15 protein-coding genes and 1 tRNA gene are annotated in these 16,999 nt (G+C 39.8%); 10 read left to right on the top strand and 6 right to left on the bottom strand.

Annotation, left to right across the window (positions count from 1 at the left end; translation table 11 throughout):
• The first annotated feature begins 46 nt into the window (after window positions 1-46).
• Window positions 47-1,426: an HP1184 family multidrug efflux MATE transporter gene (locus CS889_RS05625; protein WP_089087095.1), complete on the top strand. Its 1,380-nt coding sequence runs from the start codon at window positions 47-49 to the stop codon at window positions 1,424-1,426.
• Between the two features lie 25 nt (window positions 1,427-1,451).
• Window positions 1,452-2,603, top strand: coding sequence for a cation:proton antiporter (locus CS889_RS05620; RefSeq protein WP_000542846.1), 1,152 nt, complete (start codon window positions 1,452-1,454; stop codon window positions 2,601-2,603).
• A 9-nt stretch (window positions 2,604-2,612) separates the two neighbouring features.
• Here CS889_RS05620 and CS889_RS05615 read toward each other — a convergent pair whose 3' ends face one another.
• On the bottom strand, window positions 2,613-3,374 hold the full coding sequence (locus CS889_RS05615) for a tRNA 2-thiocytidine biosynthesis TtcA family protein (protein WP_089087094.1): 762 nt from the start codon (window positions 3,372-3,374) through the stop codon (window positions 2,613-2,615).
• A gap of 15 nt (window positions 3,375-3,389) precedes the next feature.
• Complete coding sequence (locus tag CS889_RS05610; protein ID WP_331712909.1) at window positions 3,390-4,682, bottom strand: MFS transporter; 1,293 nt, start codon at window positions 4,680-4,682, stop codon at window positions 3,390-3,392.
• A gap of 182 nt (window positions 4,683-4,864) precedes the next feature.
• Here CS889_RS05610 and CS889_RS05605 point away from each other — a divergent pair.
• From CS889_RS05605 to CS889_RS05570, 8 genes are all read left to right on the top strand, one after another.
• Window positions 4,865-4,942, top strand: a tRNA-Met gene (locus tag CS889_RS05605).
• 105 nt (window positions 4,943-5,047) lie between these two features.
• A complete protein-coding gene (locus CS889_RS05600; RefSeq protein ID WP_001935541.1) occupies window positions 5,048-6,304 on the top strand; it encodes a NupC/NupG family nucleoside CNT transporter in 1,257 nt (418 codons plus the stop codon).
• Window positions 6,305-6,315: 11 nt separating this feature from the next.
• On the top strand, window positions 6,316-7,557 hold the full coding sequence (locus tag CS889_RS05595) for a phosphopentomutase (RefSeq protein WP_089087092.1): 1,242 nt from the start codon (window positions 6,316-6,318) through the stop codon (window positions 7,555-7,557).
• Window positions 7,554-8,255: a purine-nucleoside phosphorylase gene (deoD, locus tag CS889_RS05590; RefSeq protein WP_089087091.1), complete on the top strand. Its 702-nt coding sequence runs from the start codon at window positions 7,554-7,556 to the stop codon at window positions 8,253-8,255. Before CS889_RS05595 ends, deoD begins: the two co-directional genes overlap by 4 nt.
• A 76-nt stretch (window positions 8,256-8,331) precedes the next feature.
• Window positions 8,332-8,544, top strand: a complete 213-nt coding sequence (locus tag CS889_RS08670) for a hypothetical protein (protein ID WP_089087090.1) — start codon at window positions 8,332-8,334, stop codon at window positions 8,542-8,544.
• A gap of 182 nt (window positions 8,545-8,726) precedes the next feature.
• Window positions 8,727-10,649 (top strand): Hop family adhesin HopQ, encoded by a 1,923-nt coding sequence (hopQ, locus tag CS889_RS05580; protein WP_089087089.1) that lies wholly within the window; start codon window positions 8,727-8,729, stop codon window positions 10,647-10,649.
• Between the two features lie 443 nt (window positions 10,650-11,092).
• Window positions 11,093-12,400, top strand: a complete 1,308-nt coding sequence (locus tag CS889_RS05575) for an NCS2 family permease (protein WP_000505467.1) — start codon at window positions 11,093-11,095, stop codon at window positions 12,398-12,400.
• 128 nt (window positions 12,401-12,528) lie between these two features.
• The gene (locus CS889_RS05570; RefSeq protein WP_089087088.1) at window positions 12,529-13,752 is read left to right on the top strand and encodes a sugar MFS transporter; all 1,224 of its coding nucleotides are present in this window, start codon (window positions 12,529-12,531) and stop codon (window positions 13,750-13,752) included.
• A gap of 266 nt (window positions 13,753-14,018) precedes the next feature.
• Here CS889_RS05570 and CS889_RS05565 read toward each other — a convergent pair whose 3' ends face one another.
• The 4 genes from CS889_RS05565 to CS889_RS05550 all read right to left on the bottom strand — a co-directional run bounded on the left by CS889_RS05565 (window position 14,019) and on the right by CS889_RS05550 (window position 16,999).
• Window positions 14,019-14,576 (bottom strand): hypothetical protein, encoded by a 558-nt coding sequence (locus CS889_RS05565; RefSeq protein ID WP_089087087.1) that lies wholly within the window; start codon window positions 14,574-14,576, stop codon window positions 14,019-14,021.
• A gap of 122 nt (window positions 14,577-14,698) precedes the next feature.
• Window positions 14,699-15,532 carry a transporter substrate-binding domain-containing protein gene (locus CS889_RS05560; protein WP_089087086.1) on the bottom strand — a complete coding sequence of 278 codons (834 nt, stop codon included), beginning with the start codon at window positions 15,530-15,532 and terminating at the stop codon, window positions 14,699-14,701.
• Between the two features lie 47 nt (window positions 15,533-15,579).
• The gene (locus CS889_RS05555) at window positions 15,580-16,326 is read right to left on the bottom strand and encodes an amino acid ABC transporter ATP-binding protein (protein ID WP_089087085.1); all 747 of its coding nucleotides are present in this window, start codon (window positions 16,324-16,326) and stop codon (window positions 15,580-15,582) included.
• Window position 16,327: 1 nt separating this feature from the next.
• Entirely contained in the window at window positions 16,328-16,999 is a 672-nt protein-coding gene (locus CS889_RS05550; protein ID WP_000538532.1) for an amino acid ABC transporter permease, read from the bottom strand.

Here is a 16,999-nt window from a genome sequence, read left to right as displayed (position 1 = left end):
TAAAATAGAAAAATTTGTCATAAATTTTAGGTGGTGTGTGGTTTAAATGCTCAAAAAAAAGATTGATTTGCATAAAGATTCTATTAGGAAGCTCTTTTTTTATTACTTCATCCCTTTAGTTTTTTCTATGATCTCACTTTCTACTTACTCTATGGTGGATGGCATGTTTGTGGGCAAAAAACTGGGTAAAGAAGCTATCGCTGCGGTCAATATCGCATGGCCTATTTTTCCAGGACTCATTGCGTATGAATTGCTTTTTGGTTTTGGGGCAGCGAGTATTGTGGGGTATTTTTTAGGTCAAAATAAAACCCATAGGGCTAGGCTTGTGTTTAGCAGCGTGTTTTATTTTGTCGCTCTAAGCGCCTTTATTTTGAGCATGGCGCTACTGCCTTTTAGCGAAACTATCGCGCGTTTTTTTGGGAGCAATGACGCCTTATTGAGCATGTCTAAACGCTATATTGAAATCATTTTAATGGGTGCGGTTTTTATGGTTTTGCACCCTTTGGCGGATGTTTTTGTGGTGAATGACAAACGCCCCATTTTAGCGATGGTGGCGATGTTGATTGGCTCGTTAGCGAATATCTTTTTCAATTACTTGTTTATTTTTGTGTTGGAAGTGGGGGTTCAAGGCAGCGCGATAGCCACCGTGATAGGGCATGCGATAGGGGTTTTAGTCTTAATGCAGCATTTTTGGCGCAAAAAAGGGCAGTTGTATTTCATCAAACGATTTTCTTTGTCTTCGGTCATTTCTTCAGCTAAAAGCGGTGTGCCTCAAAGCACGGCGGAATTTAGTGCTTCTATTATGATTTTATTGTTTAATACCGCTATCATGCACACGGCTGGGGAAAGGTTTGTGAGCATGTATGGGATCGTTATGTATAATGCGATTATCTTTTTTACGACTTTGTTTGCGATTTCTCAAGGCATCCAACCGATTGCGAGTTTTAGCTATGGGGCTAGAAATTTAGAACGCGTGCGAGCCGTGTTTGTCTTTGGTTTGAAAGCGGCGTTTTGTATAGGGATTTTTTTCTATGGCGCTTATTATTTCCTAGATGAATTTTTAATCAAGCTTTATTTGCAGCCAAGCGAGCAAGACGCGCTCTTTATGCAAGAGACTAAAAGGGCGATGAATATTTACTATGTTGGCTATGTTTTTTTAGGCATGAATTTGTTGTGCGCGGTGTTTTTCCAATCCATTCAACGCACTAAAAGTTCGTTTATCATCACGATTTCGCACACGCTAGGGTTTATCGTTATCCTATTGCCGATTTTAAGTCATTTCTATGGGATTAATGGCATTTGGGTAACTTACCCTATCGTGCAATTTTTAGCGTTTTTGGTAGCGTTAGGGGTAACTTATTATGAAATCAAAAAAGGGGTTTTCACCACTTATAAAGAGCAAAATCTCGTTATTTTGAAAACTTAACCAATAAATAAGGTAAAATTAAGACATGCATGCAGAATTTTTCACTTTCGCGCTCATCATGCTTTTAATCGTGATAGCCCCTTATGTGTCTAGAATCTCTCGTTTGCCTATCACGGTTGTGGAGATTTTATTTGGGTCTGTTGGGGCGTATGTGGGTTTTATTGAGCCAACTAAAGGCTTTGAAATCATGTCTGAAATTGGCTTTTTGTTTTTAATGTTTTTGTGCGGTTTGGAAGTGGAAATTTATTTGTTCAAAAAATTAGGGGTTTCTCTTTTAAAACGCATTTTTGCTTATCTGTTGATCTTATACACGCTTTCATTCATCCTTACTTTTAGCCTTAATTTAGAGCCTATTTTTATGGTGATTTTCCCTATCATTAGTTTGGGCATGATCATGACTTTAGTCAAAGATTATCGTAAAGAGATTTTGTGGCTTGATTTGGTTTTAAAAGTGGGCGTTATTGGGGAATTGTTAAGCATTTTTGGTTTGGTGGTCGTGGATGGGGTGTATTCGCATGGTTTGGGCATGGAATTGATTAAAGATTTAGGCATTCTCATTGTTTTTTTAATTTTAATTATCGTGGCGTTTCAAATCTTTAAGACTTTGTTTTGGTGGTTCCCGCATTTAAAGCTTTTTGTGATGCCTAAAAGCAGTCAGTTTAACCAAGATGTGCGTTTTTCGCTCATGCTCTTTTTTTCACTGGTTGCGATCGTGGTGTGGCTCAAAATAGAAATGGTTTTAGGGGCGTTTTTGGCGGGGTTAGTCGTTTCTACTTTTTTCCCTCATAAATCAGAGTTGATCCATAAGCTCAATGATGTGGGTTTTGGGTTTTTTGTGCCTTTGTTTTTCATCCATGTAGGCTCTACTTTAGACTTAAAATTAGTGTTTTTAAACCCGCATTTGATCCTTCAAGGGATATTGATTGTCATAGCGATGTTAAGCTTGCACTTGATCACTTCAACCTTATTGTGGCGCAAATACTTTAAAGAAGCTAAGCATTTATTTTCGTTCGCCTTAGGGGCTTCTATGCCTTTAACTTTTTTAGTAACCACCGCCGCAGTGGGTTTAAAAGCGCAAGCGATCTCGCAAAACACCTATTACGCATTGCTCATGGCGGCTATTTTTGAAGGGGTGTTATTCACGATTGCGATTAAAATGCTCAACAAAAAAGCTTGAATAAAAGCTTTAAGCGTCTAAATATTTAGCGTCGCTAAAGCTGTTCGCCTGAACGTTATCAAACGCATTCTCTAAGCTGTCAAAGAAATGAGGGTGCAAGTTTTGCATTTCTTTTAAGAAATTTTTGGTGGCTAATCGCGCGATAGGGGGTTTATCGGAAGTGGGCTGTTTGGCTGGGCAATTGCAATCAGGGGCGACGGGGATATTTTGAGAAGTGACAAAATGGATACTACTGGCTTCTCGAACCTTAATCAAAGGGCGGATCACTAATAAGCCGTTTTCAGCCCTATAAATGGGGGGCATGCTCCTCAAACTTCCGTTATAAGTAAAATTCATAAAAAAGCTCTCCACCGCATCATCTAAATGGTGCGCGATAGCGACTTTATTATAGCCTTCTTCTAAAGCCTTAGAATACAAAGTCCCTCGCCTCAAACGAGAGCAAAACGAACAAAACGAGCTTTTTTCACGGCGTTTTTCGTTGATCGTGGCAGCGATTTGGGTGTAAATGATCTCATGCTCAATGCCTTGTTCTTCGCACAAATCGCTCAACCATTTCAAATCTTCGCCCAAGCCATAATGCACGGTAACCGCTTTAAAATCAAATTTGAAAGGGGCATGTTTTTGCATCTTGGCTAAGATGCAAGCGAGCATGATAGAATCCTTGCCCCCGCTCAACCCTAACAAGATTTTATCGCCTTCTTCTATGAGTTTGTAAGTGGCGTTTGTCTTGCCTACAATGTGCAAGACTTTTTTGGAAATTTCATAGGCCATTTTTGATCCTTGATTTTATTTTCTAAACTTTCGCGCTAAGTGAATGATTTCTTCTTCGCTAATGTGATCGGAATTATATTTCACAATAATGATTTCTTCGCTAATATTGACATACCATTCAATGATTTTGTCCCCTAAAGTTTCAAATTGTTCCTCATTATAAGCGTCTAAGGGGAAATAGACATTTTTTTGCTTGGAAGGGTTATGGAGTAAAAAGAGCGATAGTCCCCAAATAAGCCCTAAAGCTACAACGATTAAGCTTGTGTTAGAAACGCCTAAATGATGGTAACTCAACCCCCCGCTCACGCCCCCAACAAAGCTCCCTAAATAGCCAAAAGTAGTGAATTGCCCTAAAACCTTGCCTTTTTCATGCACTTTAGCGAATTTAGACGCTAAAGATTGCATGATAGGCTCTAAGGTGGCAAAGCCAACAAAGAAAAACGCCACCCCAACAATAAAAAGCCATAAATACTTACCCAAAAAGCTAGAGTCCGCTAAAAACAAACACAAATAACTCACAATAAACAACAGCACGCCAGAAAGCATCACCCCTTTAGGCTTGTTGTATTTTTCAGCCATAACGCTCGCTATCCCCATGCTTAAAACCCCCAATAAGGCTCCAGGCACATACACTAAGATTAAAAAGCTTTCATCTTTATGGAATTCATTCACTAAGGCTAAAGGGATTAATACAAAAATAAGCGTCATGAACATCTTTTCAAAAAAAGAACTTATGTATAAAAGATACAAGGCTTTAGAGTTGGGTTGGTAAGCCTTTATGTTTTTGATTTGGTAAGAAATTTTAGGGGCGTCTTTGACTTTTAAAAGCATCAACAAACTCAATAAGGTTAAGATCGCCGTGAGCAAAAAGAGCCATTTTGCCCCCCCAAAAAACGCCACAATCCCAGGGCCTATCGCCATGCTTATGGTGAAGCTAATGAAAATAAACGCCCCCATGATAGCCATCGCTTTGGTGCGCTCTTCTTCTTTCACCTCATCCGCCACCATCGCGCTAACGACCCCCCCTAAAGCCCCCATGCCTTGAATGAAGCGCCCGATAACGAGCGTGATAATATCGTTCGCCACAAAGCACACTAACGAGCCAATTAAAAACAACAATAAGCACACCATAACGACCACTTTACGGCCGATTTTATCGCTAAGAATGCCCATGGGGGTTTGAAAAATGATCTGCGTGAGATACGCCCCACCCACAGCCAAACCTATAAGCAAGGGACTGCTTGAATGGAAACTATCCGCATACAAACTGATGACAGGCAAAACAATAAAAAGCCCTAAAAACCGCAACGACGACACTAACGCTAATGGAAAAATTTTCTTAAACATGCGGGTTATTTTACAAGAAAATCTCTAATTTTTATCATTAATTTAGGAAAGTAGGATTGATAATAAAAATTTAATGGATTTTTAAGAAAATTTTTTGTATAATCTTATTCTTTATTTTTTTGCTTTGTATTTTTCTTGCTTGTGTCAAGGTAGCTCAGCTGGTTTAGAGCGCTGGTCTCATAAGCCGGAGGTCGGGGGTTCAAGTCCCCCTCTTGACACCATGATTTGATTTAATCTTCATTTAATTTTCGTTTAATCTTTTTTTTAGCAAACCTAAACTACAATAGCGTTGCATCTTTTAATTTCTTAATATTAGGGATTTGACGATGATTTTTAGCTCTCTTTTAAGTGTTGTAGGGATGGCGGTGCTTTTTCTTATTGCTTGGGTGTTTTCTGGCAATAAAAGGGCTATAAATTATCGCACGATTGTCAGTGCCTTTGTGATTCAAGTGGCTTTGGGGGCGTTGGCTTTATATGTGCCTTTGGGCAGAGAAATACTGCAGGGTTTAGCTAGCGGCATACAAAGCGTGATTGGTTACGGCTATGAGGGGGTACGCTTTTTGTTTGGCAATCTCGCTCCAAACGCTAAGGGCGATCAAGGGATAGGAGGCTTTATCTTTGCGATCAACGTTTTAGCGATCATTATCTTTTTTGCTAGCTTGATTTCACTTCTATATTATTTAAAAATCATGCCTTTAGTGATCAACCTCATCGGTGGGGCGTTGCAAAAATGCTTAGGCACTTCTAAAGCAGAAAGCATGAGCGCAGCGGCTAATATTTTTGTAGCGCACACCGAAGCGCCCTTAGTCATTAAGCCTTATTTGAAAAGCATGAGCGATTCAGAGATTTTTGCGGTCATGTGCGTGGGCATGGCTAGCGTTGCGGGGCCTGTGTTAGCCGGGTATGCGAGCATGGGCATTCCTTTACCTTATTTAATCGCCGCATCGTTTATGTCCGCTCCTGGGGGGTTGTTGTTCGCTAAAATCATTTACCCGCAAAACGAAACCATTTCTAGCCATGCAGATGTTTCTGCAGAAGAGCATGTCAATATTATAGAAGCTATCGCTAATGGGGCAAGCACAGGGCTTCATTTAGCCTTGCATGTGGGGGCGATGCTTTTAGCCTTTGTGGGGATGCTCGCGCTCATTAACGGGCTTTTAGGGGTTGTAGGGGGGTTTTTAGGCATGGAGCATTTGTCTTTAGGGGTGGTTTTAGGCACGCTTTTAAAACCTTTGACCTTTATGTTAGGCATTCCTTGGAGCCAGGCTGGGATTGCCGGGGAAATCATAGGCATTAAAATCGCGCTCAATGAATTTGTGGGCTATATGCAATTATTGCCTTATTTGGGCGATAACCCTCCTTTAATCTTGAGCGAGAAAACCAAAGCGATCATCACTTTTGCGTTGTGCGGGTTCGCTAACTTAAGCTCAGTCGCCATGCTCATTGGGGGGCTTGGCAGTTTAGTGCCTAAAAAGAAAGATTTCATTGCCAGGCTTGCTTTAAAAGCGGTGCTTGTAGGCACGCTTTCTAATTTCATGAGCGCGACTATCGCCGGGTTATTCATAGGGTTAAGCGCCAATTAAAAGGATAAGGCATGCAAAAAAGAGTGGTAATTTTATTATTGGATTCTTTTGGTATAGGGGCTAGCGAAGACGCTAAGGATTTTGGCGATTTGGGGGCGAACACTTTAGGCAATATCGCTAAGGCTTGTTTCAATAACCTGGCTAATTCTAACGATCGCAATGGGGCTTTGAAACTGCCCAATTTAGAGGGTTTGGGTTTAGGCTTGAGCGCTTTAAAAGCCACAAACGAATTGCCCTTAGGCTTTCAATTGAAACCCAATCTAATAGGGGCTTACGCTTATGCGCAAGAACTTTCTAGCGCTAAAGATACGATTTCTGGGCATTGGGAGATGATGGGCGCGCCCGTTCTTTTTGAATGGGGGTATTTTAAAGACAAAAATGATTCGTTTCCTAAAGAAATTTTAGATGAAATCATGCACAAAACTAAGATTAAGGGCTATTTAGGGAATTGCCACGCATCAGGGACAGAAATCATTAAAGATTTAGGCGAAAAGCATTTAGAAACTTTATACCCCATTTTTTACACTTCAGCGGATTCGGTGTTTCAAATCGCTGCGCATGAAGAAAGGTTTGGGCTGGATAATTTATACGCCCTTTGTGAAGAAGCGTTTCAAATTCTAGAGCCTTTAAAGATCGCCAGAGTGATCGCACGCCCCTTTATTGGCACTAATAGAGAGAATTTCAAACGCACCGCCAATCGCAAAGACTATGCGATAAAGCCCCATAAAAAATTGCTTTTTGAAACATTCATTGAAGAAAAACAAGGCGAAGTCATTAGCATTGGGAAAATCGCTGATATTTACGCCCATGTGGGGATCACTCAAAAATTCAAAGCCGGTAGTTTAATGGAATTATGCGATGCGACTTTAGAGCGAGTCAAAAACGCCCCAAACAACAGCTTGATTTTTACGAATTTTGTGCATTTTGATAGCGATTATGGGCATCGGCGCGATGTTAGCGGGTACGCTAACGCTTTAGAGTATTTTGATGTGCGCTTAAGAGAGGTTTTAGACAATTTAAGGGAAAACGATTTGCTCATTCTTTGCGCCGATCATGGGTGTGATCCCAGTTTTAAAGGCACCGATCACACACGAGAATACATTCCCATTTTGTTCTACCACAAGGATTTACAACCAGCCTTTTTAGGCAAGAGCGAGACTTTTGCGGATATTGGGCAGAGTATCGCTCACTTTTTGGGATTAAGCCCCTTAGATTATGGCAAAAACTTATTAAACTTTAAAGGACAACCATGACCCCTCACATCAACGCTAAAATCGGCGATTTTTATCCTCAATGCCTTTTATGCGGCGATCCCTTAAGGGTGAGCTACATTGCGAAAAAATTCTTACAAGACGCTAAAGAGATCACGAATGTGCGTAACATGCTAGGCTTTAGCGGGAAGTATAAGGGTAAGGGGATTTCTTTAATGGGGCATGGCATGGGCATTGCGTCATGCACGATTTATGTAACGGAGCTTATTAAAACCTATCAAGTTAAAGAGCTTTTAAGGATTGGCACTTGCGGGGCGATTAGCCCAAAAGTTGGCCTGAAAGACATTGTCATGGCCACTGGAGCTTCAACGGATTCTAAAACCAATCGGGTGCGTTTTTTAAACCACGATTTGAGCGCAACGCCTGATTTTGAATTGAGTTTAAGGGCGTATCAAACAGCAAAGCGTTTGGGTATTGATTTGAAAATAGGCAATGTTTTTTCAAGCGATTTTTTCTATTCTTTTGAAACGCACACTTTTGATTTAATGGCCCAATACAACCACTTGGCTATTGAAATGGAAGCGGCAGGGTTATACGCCACGGCGATGGAATTGAACGCTAAGGCTTTATGCTTATGCTCTGTTTCGGATCACTTGATCACTAAAGAAGCCCTAAGCCCTAAAGAAAGAATAGAAAGCTTTGATAACATGATAACTCTAGCCTTAGAGATGATGGGCTAGCCTTTTTTGTTGCCCCCCATAAGTTAAGGATAAACTTTTAAGGAAAACCCTTAAAGCTAAAAGCCTTAAGGGAACTTTGGAAAAACAAAAGCTACCGTTTTACAGAAACTTCGTTTTACAAAACTATCGTTTCAATAAAACAACCACTTTACACCCCAAAAACGAAATTTCAAGGTATAATGTTTTCCAAGAGTTTTTGCCATGTTTGGTAGCCATGACAAACTCCTTTTATAGATTTATCCCCATAATCCGACTTATGGGGGCGTTTATTTTACAACAATCTTTCTAAAACCAAATCCCAATTAATCCCAATTAAATTAAAAACACTCTTAAAAGCTTGATTGAGCGCATCAAAACACCCTAAAACTTTTTTTGAAATCCAATAAATTTGTGGTAAAATTAAACTCATTGTAAATAAATTCTCATTTTGATACATTTTTTGCAATAAAACATTACTTTAAGGAACATTTTATGAAAAAAACGAAAAAAACGATTTTGCTTTCTCTAACTCTTGCGGCGTCATTGCTCCATGCTGAAGACAACGGCGTTTTTTTAAGCGTGGGCTATCAAATCGGTGAAGCGGTTCAAAAGGTGAAAAACGCCGACAAGGTACAAAAGCTTTCAGACGCTTATGAACAATTAAGCAAGCTTTTAGCCAACGATAATGGCACTAGCTCAAAAACAAGCGCGCAAGCGATCAATCAAGCGGTTAATAATTTGAATGAAAGCGCAAAAACTTTAGCTGGTGGGACAACCAATTCCCCTGCCTATCAAGCCACGCTTTTAGCACTAAGATCGGCGTTAGGGTTATGGAATAGCATGGGTTATGCGGTCGTATGCGGAGGTTATACCAAAAGTCCAGGCGAAAACAATCAAAAAAATTTCCACTACACCGATGAGAATGGCAATGGCACTACAATCAATTGCGGTGGGAGCACAAATAGTAATGGCACTCATAGTTCTAATGGCACAAATACATTAAAAGCAGACAAAAATGTTTCTCTATCTATTGAGCAATATGAAAAAATCCATGAAGCTTATCAGATTCTTTCAAAAGCTTTAAAACAAGCCGGGCTTGCTCCTTTAAATAGCAAAGGGGAAAAATTAGAAGCGCATGTAACCACATCAAAGTATCAGCAAGATAATCAAACTAAAACGACAACTTCTGTTATTGATACGACTAATGATGCGCAAAATCTTTTGACTCAAGCGCAAACGATTGTCAATACCCTTAAAGATTATTGCCCCATGTTGATAGCGAAATCTAGTAGTGGAAGTAGTGGCACAGCTACTACAAACACCCCTTCATGGCAAACAGCCGGTGGCGGCAAAAATTCGTGTGAGACTTTTGGTACGGAATTTAGTGCCACTTCAGACATGATTAATAATGCGCAAAAAATCGTTCAAGAAACCCAACAACTTAACGCCAACCAACCCAAAAATATCACCCAACCCAATAATTTCAACCTTAACTCTCCTAGCAGTCTTACGGCTTTAGCTCAAAGCATGCTCAAAAACGCTCAATCTCAAACAGAAATTTTAAAATTAGCCAATCAGGTAGCAAGCGATTTTGACAAACTTTCTTCAGGCTATCTTAAAGAATACATAGGAAAATGCGATGTGAGTGGTGTGAGTAGTTCAAATATGACACAGCAAAATATGAATACTACTTGGGGGAAAGGTTGCGCGGGCGTAGAAACCACTCTAACTTCATTAAAAAGCAGTGTTGCTGATTTTAACAACCAAACGCCTCAAATCGATCAAGTGCAAACCCTAGCCAATACCCTTATTCAAGAACTCGGCAATAACCCTTTCAAACGAGTGGGTATGATTGGCTCTCAAACCAATAACGGGGCGATGAACGGCTTTGGGGTGCAAGCGGGTTATAAACAATTCTTTGGTCAAAAAAGAAGGTGGGGGTTAAGGTATTACGGCTTTTTTGACTACAACCATACCTATATCAAATCCAGCTTTTTTAACTCGGCTTCTGACGTTTGGACTTATGGGGTGGGTAGCGATTTATTGTTTAATTTCATCAATGATAAAAACACCAATTTCTTAGGCAAGAACAATAAGATTTCCGTGGGGCTTTTTGGAGGTATCGCCTTAGCAGGGACTTCATGGCTTAATTCTCAATTCGTGAATTTAAAAACCATCAGCAATGTTTATAGCGCTAAAGTGAATACGGCTAATTTCCAATTCTTATTCAATTTAGGCTTGAGAACCAATCTCGCTAGGCCTAAGAAAAAAGACAGCGATCATTCCGCGCAACATGGCATGGAATTGGGCGTGAAGATCCCTACCATTAACACGAATTACTATTCTTACTTGGGAACTAAACTAGAATACCGAAGACTCTATAGCGTGTATCTCAATTATGTGTTTGCTTATTGAAAACCCTCTTTTTTAAAAAGGGGGGGGATTAACTCCAATAAAAAACCTCTAAAGCTAAAAATTTTCAAAAAAAACAACCGCTTTACACCCCAAAAAAGAAATTTTAAGGTATAATATATTCGCTTTCGCCATTTTTAGTTTTCATGGCAAGCTCCTTTTTGAAGATTATCCCCATAAATCCAACTTATGGGGGTCTTTGTTTTATAACAATCTCTCTTAAAACCGATACCAATCAAATTTAAAAAAACGCTTTTTCAAAAACCATTAAAGAATTTAAAATGACTTTACAAGCGGAGTTTTAAAAAAAGGATTTTTTACTCACTTCTTTTGATTGAAACAACACAATCAAGCGTCTTAAGGCAATTTAAAATAAAATAGCGCTAGCATGAACCCAAAGCCCCTTATTAAATTAATCTATACCAAATAGTAAGGAGTTATCTAACATGGGGTTTTTCAAGCTTAAAGAACACAACACTAACATTGCCACCGAGTTTAGAGCGGGTTTAACGACTTTTATCACCATGATTTACATCGTGCCACTAAACGCTCTTATCCTTTCTCAAGCCAACATGCCTTATGAAGCCCTTTTGAGCGCGACAGCTATTATCACTATCTTGTCGAGCGTGTTTAACGGGTTATGGGCAAACACCCCCATCGCTATGAGCGTGGGCTTAGGGTTGTCAGCTTATTTTAGCTTTGGATTGGTTCAGGGGCTAAAACTCCCCTGGCAAAGCGCTTTAGGCATCGTAGCGCTCTCGGGAGCGATTTTTGTGATTTTGTCTTTCACTAAATTTAGAAGTTGGGTCATGCGAAGCATTCCTAGCGATTTAAGGCGTGCGGTGAGCGCGGGGATAGGGGCTTTTATCGCATTTATTGGCCTCAAAGAAATGCATATTGTCGTTACCCATAAGGCTACGCTTGTAACCTTAGGCGATTTTGGCGATCCGCATGTGTTATTGGGGGTTGTGGGGATCATTTTGACTTTCGCGCTCTACACGCTTAAAATCAAGGGTTCTTTTATTATAGCGGTTTTAATCACTTCCATTCTCGCATGGGTTTTAAAGCTAGCCCCTTACCCTAGCGAGTTTTTTTCCATGCCCGCTAGCATTGGCCCTATCGCTTTCCAATTAGACATTAAAGGCATTTTTTTTGATGCGAGCGGGGCTTTTACTTTAGCGTTAGTGCCAGTCATCATCACTTTTTTTGTAACCGATTTGTTTGATTCTTTAGGCACGCTTGCAGGGATTGGCCACAAGACTGATTTTTTCAATGATGAAGAAAAAAACAAGGAATTAGAAAGGACTTTAGAAGCGGATGCGGTGGCTTCTTTAGGGAGTGCGGTGGTAGGCGTTTCTACCACGACCGCTTTTATAGAGAGTGCGAGTGGGGTTGAAGAGGGGGGACGCACAGGGCTTACAGCGGTTTTTACTGGGCTATTTTTTGTTTTAACGCTCTTTTGCTTGCCTCTTTTAAAAGCCATTCCTAGCAACGCGATTTATCCGGTGCTAGTGGTAGTAGGGGTTTTGATGTTTAGCGTGTTAGAGGGGGTGAATTTTAAAGACATGGCCATTAGCGTTTCCACTTTTTTAACCGTGGTGATGATGCCTTTAACCTTCTCCATTGCCGATGGCTTAGCCTTTGGCTTTTTGTCTTATAGTATCATCAAATTGGTTCAAAAAGACTTCAAAGCGCTCAATTCAGGCATCATCATTCTCTGCATCATTTCTGTTTCTGTATTTATCTTTCGTTAAGCTCTTTTTAAGGGGCTTTGCATTTTTTACCCATTTCATGCCTCTTTTTCTTTATTTAGACAGATTATTATCTTAAAATAATTGTAATATCATTATTATTATATCAACTCAATAAAAAAGGAGAAGGTATGCAAAAAACTTCTAACACTCTGGCGCTGGGGAGTTTGACGGCGCTATTCTTTCTAATGGGTTTTATCACGGTTTTAAACGACATTTTAATCCCGCATTTAAAGCCCATTTTTGACTTGACCTATTTTGAAGCTTCACTCATTCAATTTTGCTTTTTTGGGGCGTATTTCATCATGGGAGGAGTTTTTGGGAATGTGATCAGTAAAATCGGCTACCCTTTTGGCGTGGTGCTTGGTTTTGTGATCACAGCGAGCGGGTGCGCGTTGTTTTATCCGGCGGCGCATTTTGGCTCCTATGGGTTTTTTTTAGGAGCGTTGTTTATTTTAGCGAGCGGGATTGTGTGCTTACAGACTGCCGGTAATCCCTTTGTAACCTTGCTTTCTAAAGGTAAAGAAGCCAGAAACTTGGTTTTAGTCCAGGCGTTCAATTCGCTTGGCACGACTTTAGGGCCTATTTTTGGGAGCTTGTTGATTTTTAGCACGACTAAAATGGGCGATAATGCAAGTTTGATAGACAAATTAGCGGACGCTAAAAGCGTTCAAATGCCTTATTTGGGCTTGGCGGCGTTTTCGCTTCTTTTAGCGCTCATCATGTATCTTTTGAAATTGCCTGATGTGGAAAAAGAAATGCCCAAAGAAACGACGCAAAAAAGCCTGTTTTCGCACAAACACTTTGTTTTTGGGGCTTTGGGGATCTTTTTTTATGTGGGGGGAGAAGTGGCGATTGGATCATTCTTGGTGCTAAGCTTTGAAAAGCTTTTGAATTTAGACCCTCAATCAAGCGCGCATTACTTGGTGTATTATTGGGGAGGCGCGATGGTGGGCCGTTTCTTAGGCAGTGTTTTGATGAATAAAATTGCCCCTAATAAATACCTGGCTTTCAACGCTTTAAGCTCTATTGCGCTTATCGCTTTGGCTATTCTCATTGGAGGCAAGATCGCTTTATTCGCTCTGACTTTTGTGGGCTTTTTCAACTCTATCATGTTCCCTACAATCTTTTCTTTGGCTACGCTCAATTTAGGGCATCTCACTTCTAAGGCTTCTGGGGTGATTAGCATGGCGATTGTAGGAGGGGCGTTAATCCCCCCCATTCAAGGTGTGGTTACAGACATGCTCACAGCAACCGAATCGAATTTGCTCTACGCTTATGGTGTGCCGTTGTTATGCTATTTTTATATTCTCTTCTTTGCGCTTAAAGGGTATAAGCAAGAAGAAAACTCCTAAAAAAAGGGGGGGTTTCTCTCCCTACTTGTTTTCTCTCTTATTTTCTTTGGTTGTTTTAGATTGTTTTAAAAATTGAAAATGCCAAAGTTAAATAAGGTTTTATTTATCAGCGCTTGATGAGGACAGAGCTTTTTTTAACGCTTGAAGCAAAAACACAAACAGGGTTTTTAAAATTTTTAAGATGCGATCAAAAATATCCGCAACGAATAAGAAAATCCCCTAACCACAAAAGATTAAGAGATTTTAAGAATGGAGCTAAAAGAAGACTAGTAAATGGGTTTAGCGCCTTTGAATTTATATTCCGTAAGAAACCCGGTCCCATCAAAATTACCCACCAAAGAGATCTTTGCAATATCACCCACTTGGCAATCCGTCTCTAAAATAAGATAAGGCACTTCATTTTGACCGATTAAAGTGATCACTTGGCCCTTTTTCTCACGGCTTTGCTTGGGGAACTCTTTAGAATCAAGGCTTGTGGTATTATCGCCGGTTTGGAGCATTCTAAAAGCATAGCACATGCCATCATTGATTTGAGCGCTATAAATTTTGCCTTTTTTAACTTCTTTTTTAACCCCCGGTTTAACCGCAATGCGTATTTCTGAATGGATCTCAGCTTCTTGCATTTTGCCTTTATAATCTCGCACTTGCACCTTATGCACGCCATTAGGATCTCCCTTTTTAAGCAAAGAATCTTCATAGCTGAATTTTTGAATGTCTAAATCCCCATCAATAAAACTCCTAGCGTCAAGCTGAGTGCTCAAAAACCCCACACCCAGTAACCCCACTAACGAAAATTTCAAACAACGCTTATAAAAATAACTCATCAACAAATCCTTTCAATGTAAAATCAAAAAAATATATCTCAAAATTAAAAACAAAAAGATCACAAAACCGCTAATCTTAGCAACAAAAACGCATGCTTTCAGCCAAAAAAGCCTAGAAGAAATCATTCAAAAATAATTTCTTCCGGTTTGATTCCATCGCCATAAACAGGCTCTAAAGTCTCTTGATAAGCTTCTTTTAAAAAGTCGCTAGAAATGAGGGAATCAATCTCGTTATTCAACCACTCTAAAAGCTTAGGGTTGCCTTTTTTAATCGCTGGAGCGATCACATCCTTATCGCCAAGGCTTGTAATGCCTAATTTAAATTCAGGGTGTTGTTTCACCCAAGCGAGCAACAAAGTGTTATCATGGGCTAATGCGATAGCCTTATTGTTTAAAAGGGCTAAAAAAGTCTCTGTGTTTTGTTCAAATTTCAAAAGTTTGATATTGGGGTAATTTTTAGTGAAATAAAAATCCGCTGTCGTGCCTTTATTCACAATCAACTCTTTATCCTTCAACTCTTCTATATTTTTAATGACCCCATCTTTAGAAATCACCCCTAAAGCGACTTTCATATACGGATTAGCGAAATCCACGACTTTTTCTCTTTCTTTAGTGCGCGTGAAATTAGCCATGATAATATCCACTTTATTGGCTTTTAAAAATTCCACCCTAGCTGAGGCTTCTACAGGGATAAACTCTATCTTATTTTCATCGCCCAATAAATCAAGAGCCATGCGTTTAGCGATGACTACATCATAGCCTTGATAGTTCCCTTTAGAATCCACAGAGCCAAAAGGAGGCTTATCGCTAAAAACCCCCACCTTTAAAACCCCCCTTTGTTTAATGACTTCTAAAGCATCCTTCTTTTCTTTATGGCTATCAGAGCATGCATTAAAGACTAAAGCGATTAAAACTAAAAATAGCCCCCACATTTTAAAAAGCCCGTTCGTTTTCATAAAACCACCTTTTTTAAAATTAAAACTATCTTTTTAGCAAACTTTATTTAACAGCTCCCTAAAAAGTGGAAAGTTTCTAAAAATTTTTGCGCTCTTTGAGATTTCGGGTGGTTAAAAAACTCTTTGGCGCTGTTTTCTTCAGCGATCTTACCGCTATCAAAAAACACGATTTTATGAGCGATTTTTTGCGCGAATTTCATTTCATGCGTTACAATCACCATGCTCATGCCCGTTGTGGCTAGTTCTAAAATCACTTCTAAAACTTCTTTAACCATTTCAGGGTCTAAAGAGGCGGTTACTTCATCAAAAAGCATGATTTTTGGCCGCATGCACAAAGAACGCACGATCGCTACTCGCTGTTTTTGCCCGCCGCTCAATTCTTTAGGGTAAGCTTGTTGTTTATGCTCCAAACCCACTCGCTTTAAAAGCTCTGTGGCTTGAGAAATAACCTCATCTTTGGATCGTTTTTGCACCTTTAAGGGGGCGAGTAAGATATTATCTAGCACATTTAAATGCGGGAACAATTCATAATTTTGAAACACCATGCCTATTTTTTGGCGCATTTGATTCCAGTTAGTGGTTGGCGTGTTAAGGTTAGTGTTTTCAAAAAGGATTTCACCTTCATCAATCTTTTCAAGCCCGTTTAGGCATTTTAAAAAAGTGCTTTTCCCGCACCCGCTAGGCCCTAAAATCACTGCCACTTCACCCTTATTCAAAGTGAAATTGATGCCGTCTAAAACCAAATGGTTTTGATAGGTTTTTTTTAACCCTTTGGTTTCTAAAATCGCGCTCATTTTACCCTCTAATGTATTGGAATTTTTTTTCTAAATAGGAACTATACAGGCTCAAACTATAGCATAAAGCAAAGTAAAACATTAAGATAACGCCATAAACCACAAAGCTCGCATTAGGCATGCGTAAGAGGTTAAGCTCTATGATTTGCTGGCCCACTTTTAACAAATCAATCGCTCCAATGAGAGAGACTAAGGCTGTGGTTTTAATCATGCGCGTGAATAAATTAAGGCTTGAGGGCAATAAAGACAAAAAGCTTTGAGGGAAAATAATATTAAAAATCACCTTTTTTGAATCTAAGCCTAAGGCTAGAGCGCTTTCTACTTGGTGTTTGCTCACGGAGGTTAAAACCCCTCTAGTCAAATCCATCATTTCAGCGCCACCCCACAAACTAAAAACAATAACGCTCGCTAAAACCGCGCTGATATGCAAATCAAACCAGCTCGCTAACCCGAAATACACGATAAACAGCCATGCTAAAAGCGGGATGATGCGAATGCTTTCTAAATACACACGACACGCCAAAACCATTATTTTAGAGCCAAACGCCATCAAGCTCCCTAAAAGCATTCCAACAACGATTGAAACAATCGCAGAGCTAAGAGCGATTAAAAGGGTGGTTTCAAACCCTTCTAACAAACGCTTGAGATTGTCTAACTCTAATAAAACTCCCAT

The sequence above is a fragment of the Helicobacter pylori genome (assembly GCF_900120335.1).
GTDB classification, from domain to species: Bacteria; Campylobacterota; Campylobacteria; order Campylobacterales; family Helicobacteraceae; genus Helicobacter; species Helicobacter pylori_BU.
This window is presented reverse-complemented; position numbering and strand designations above follow the sequence as displayed.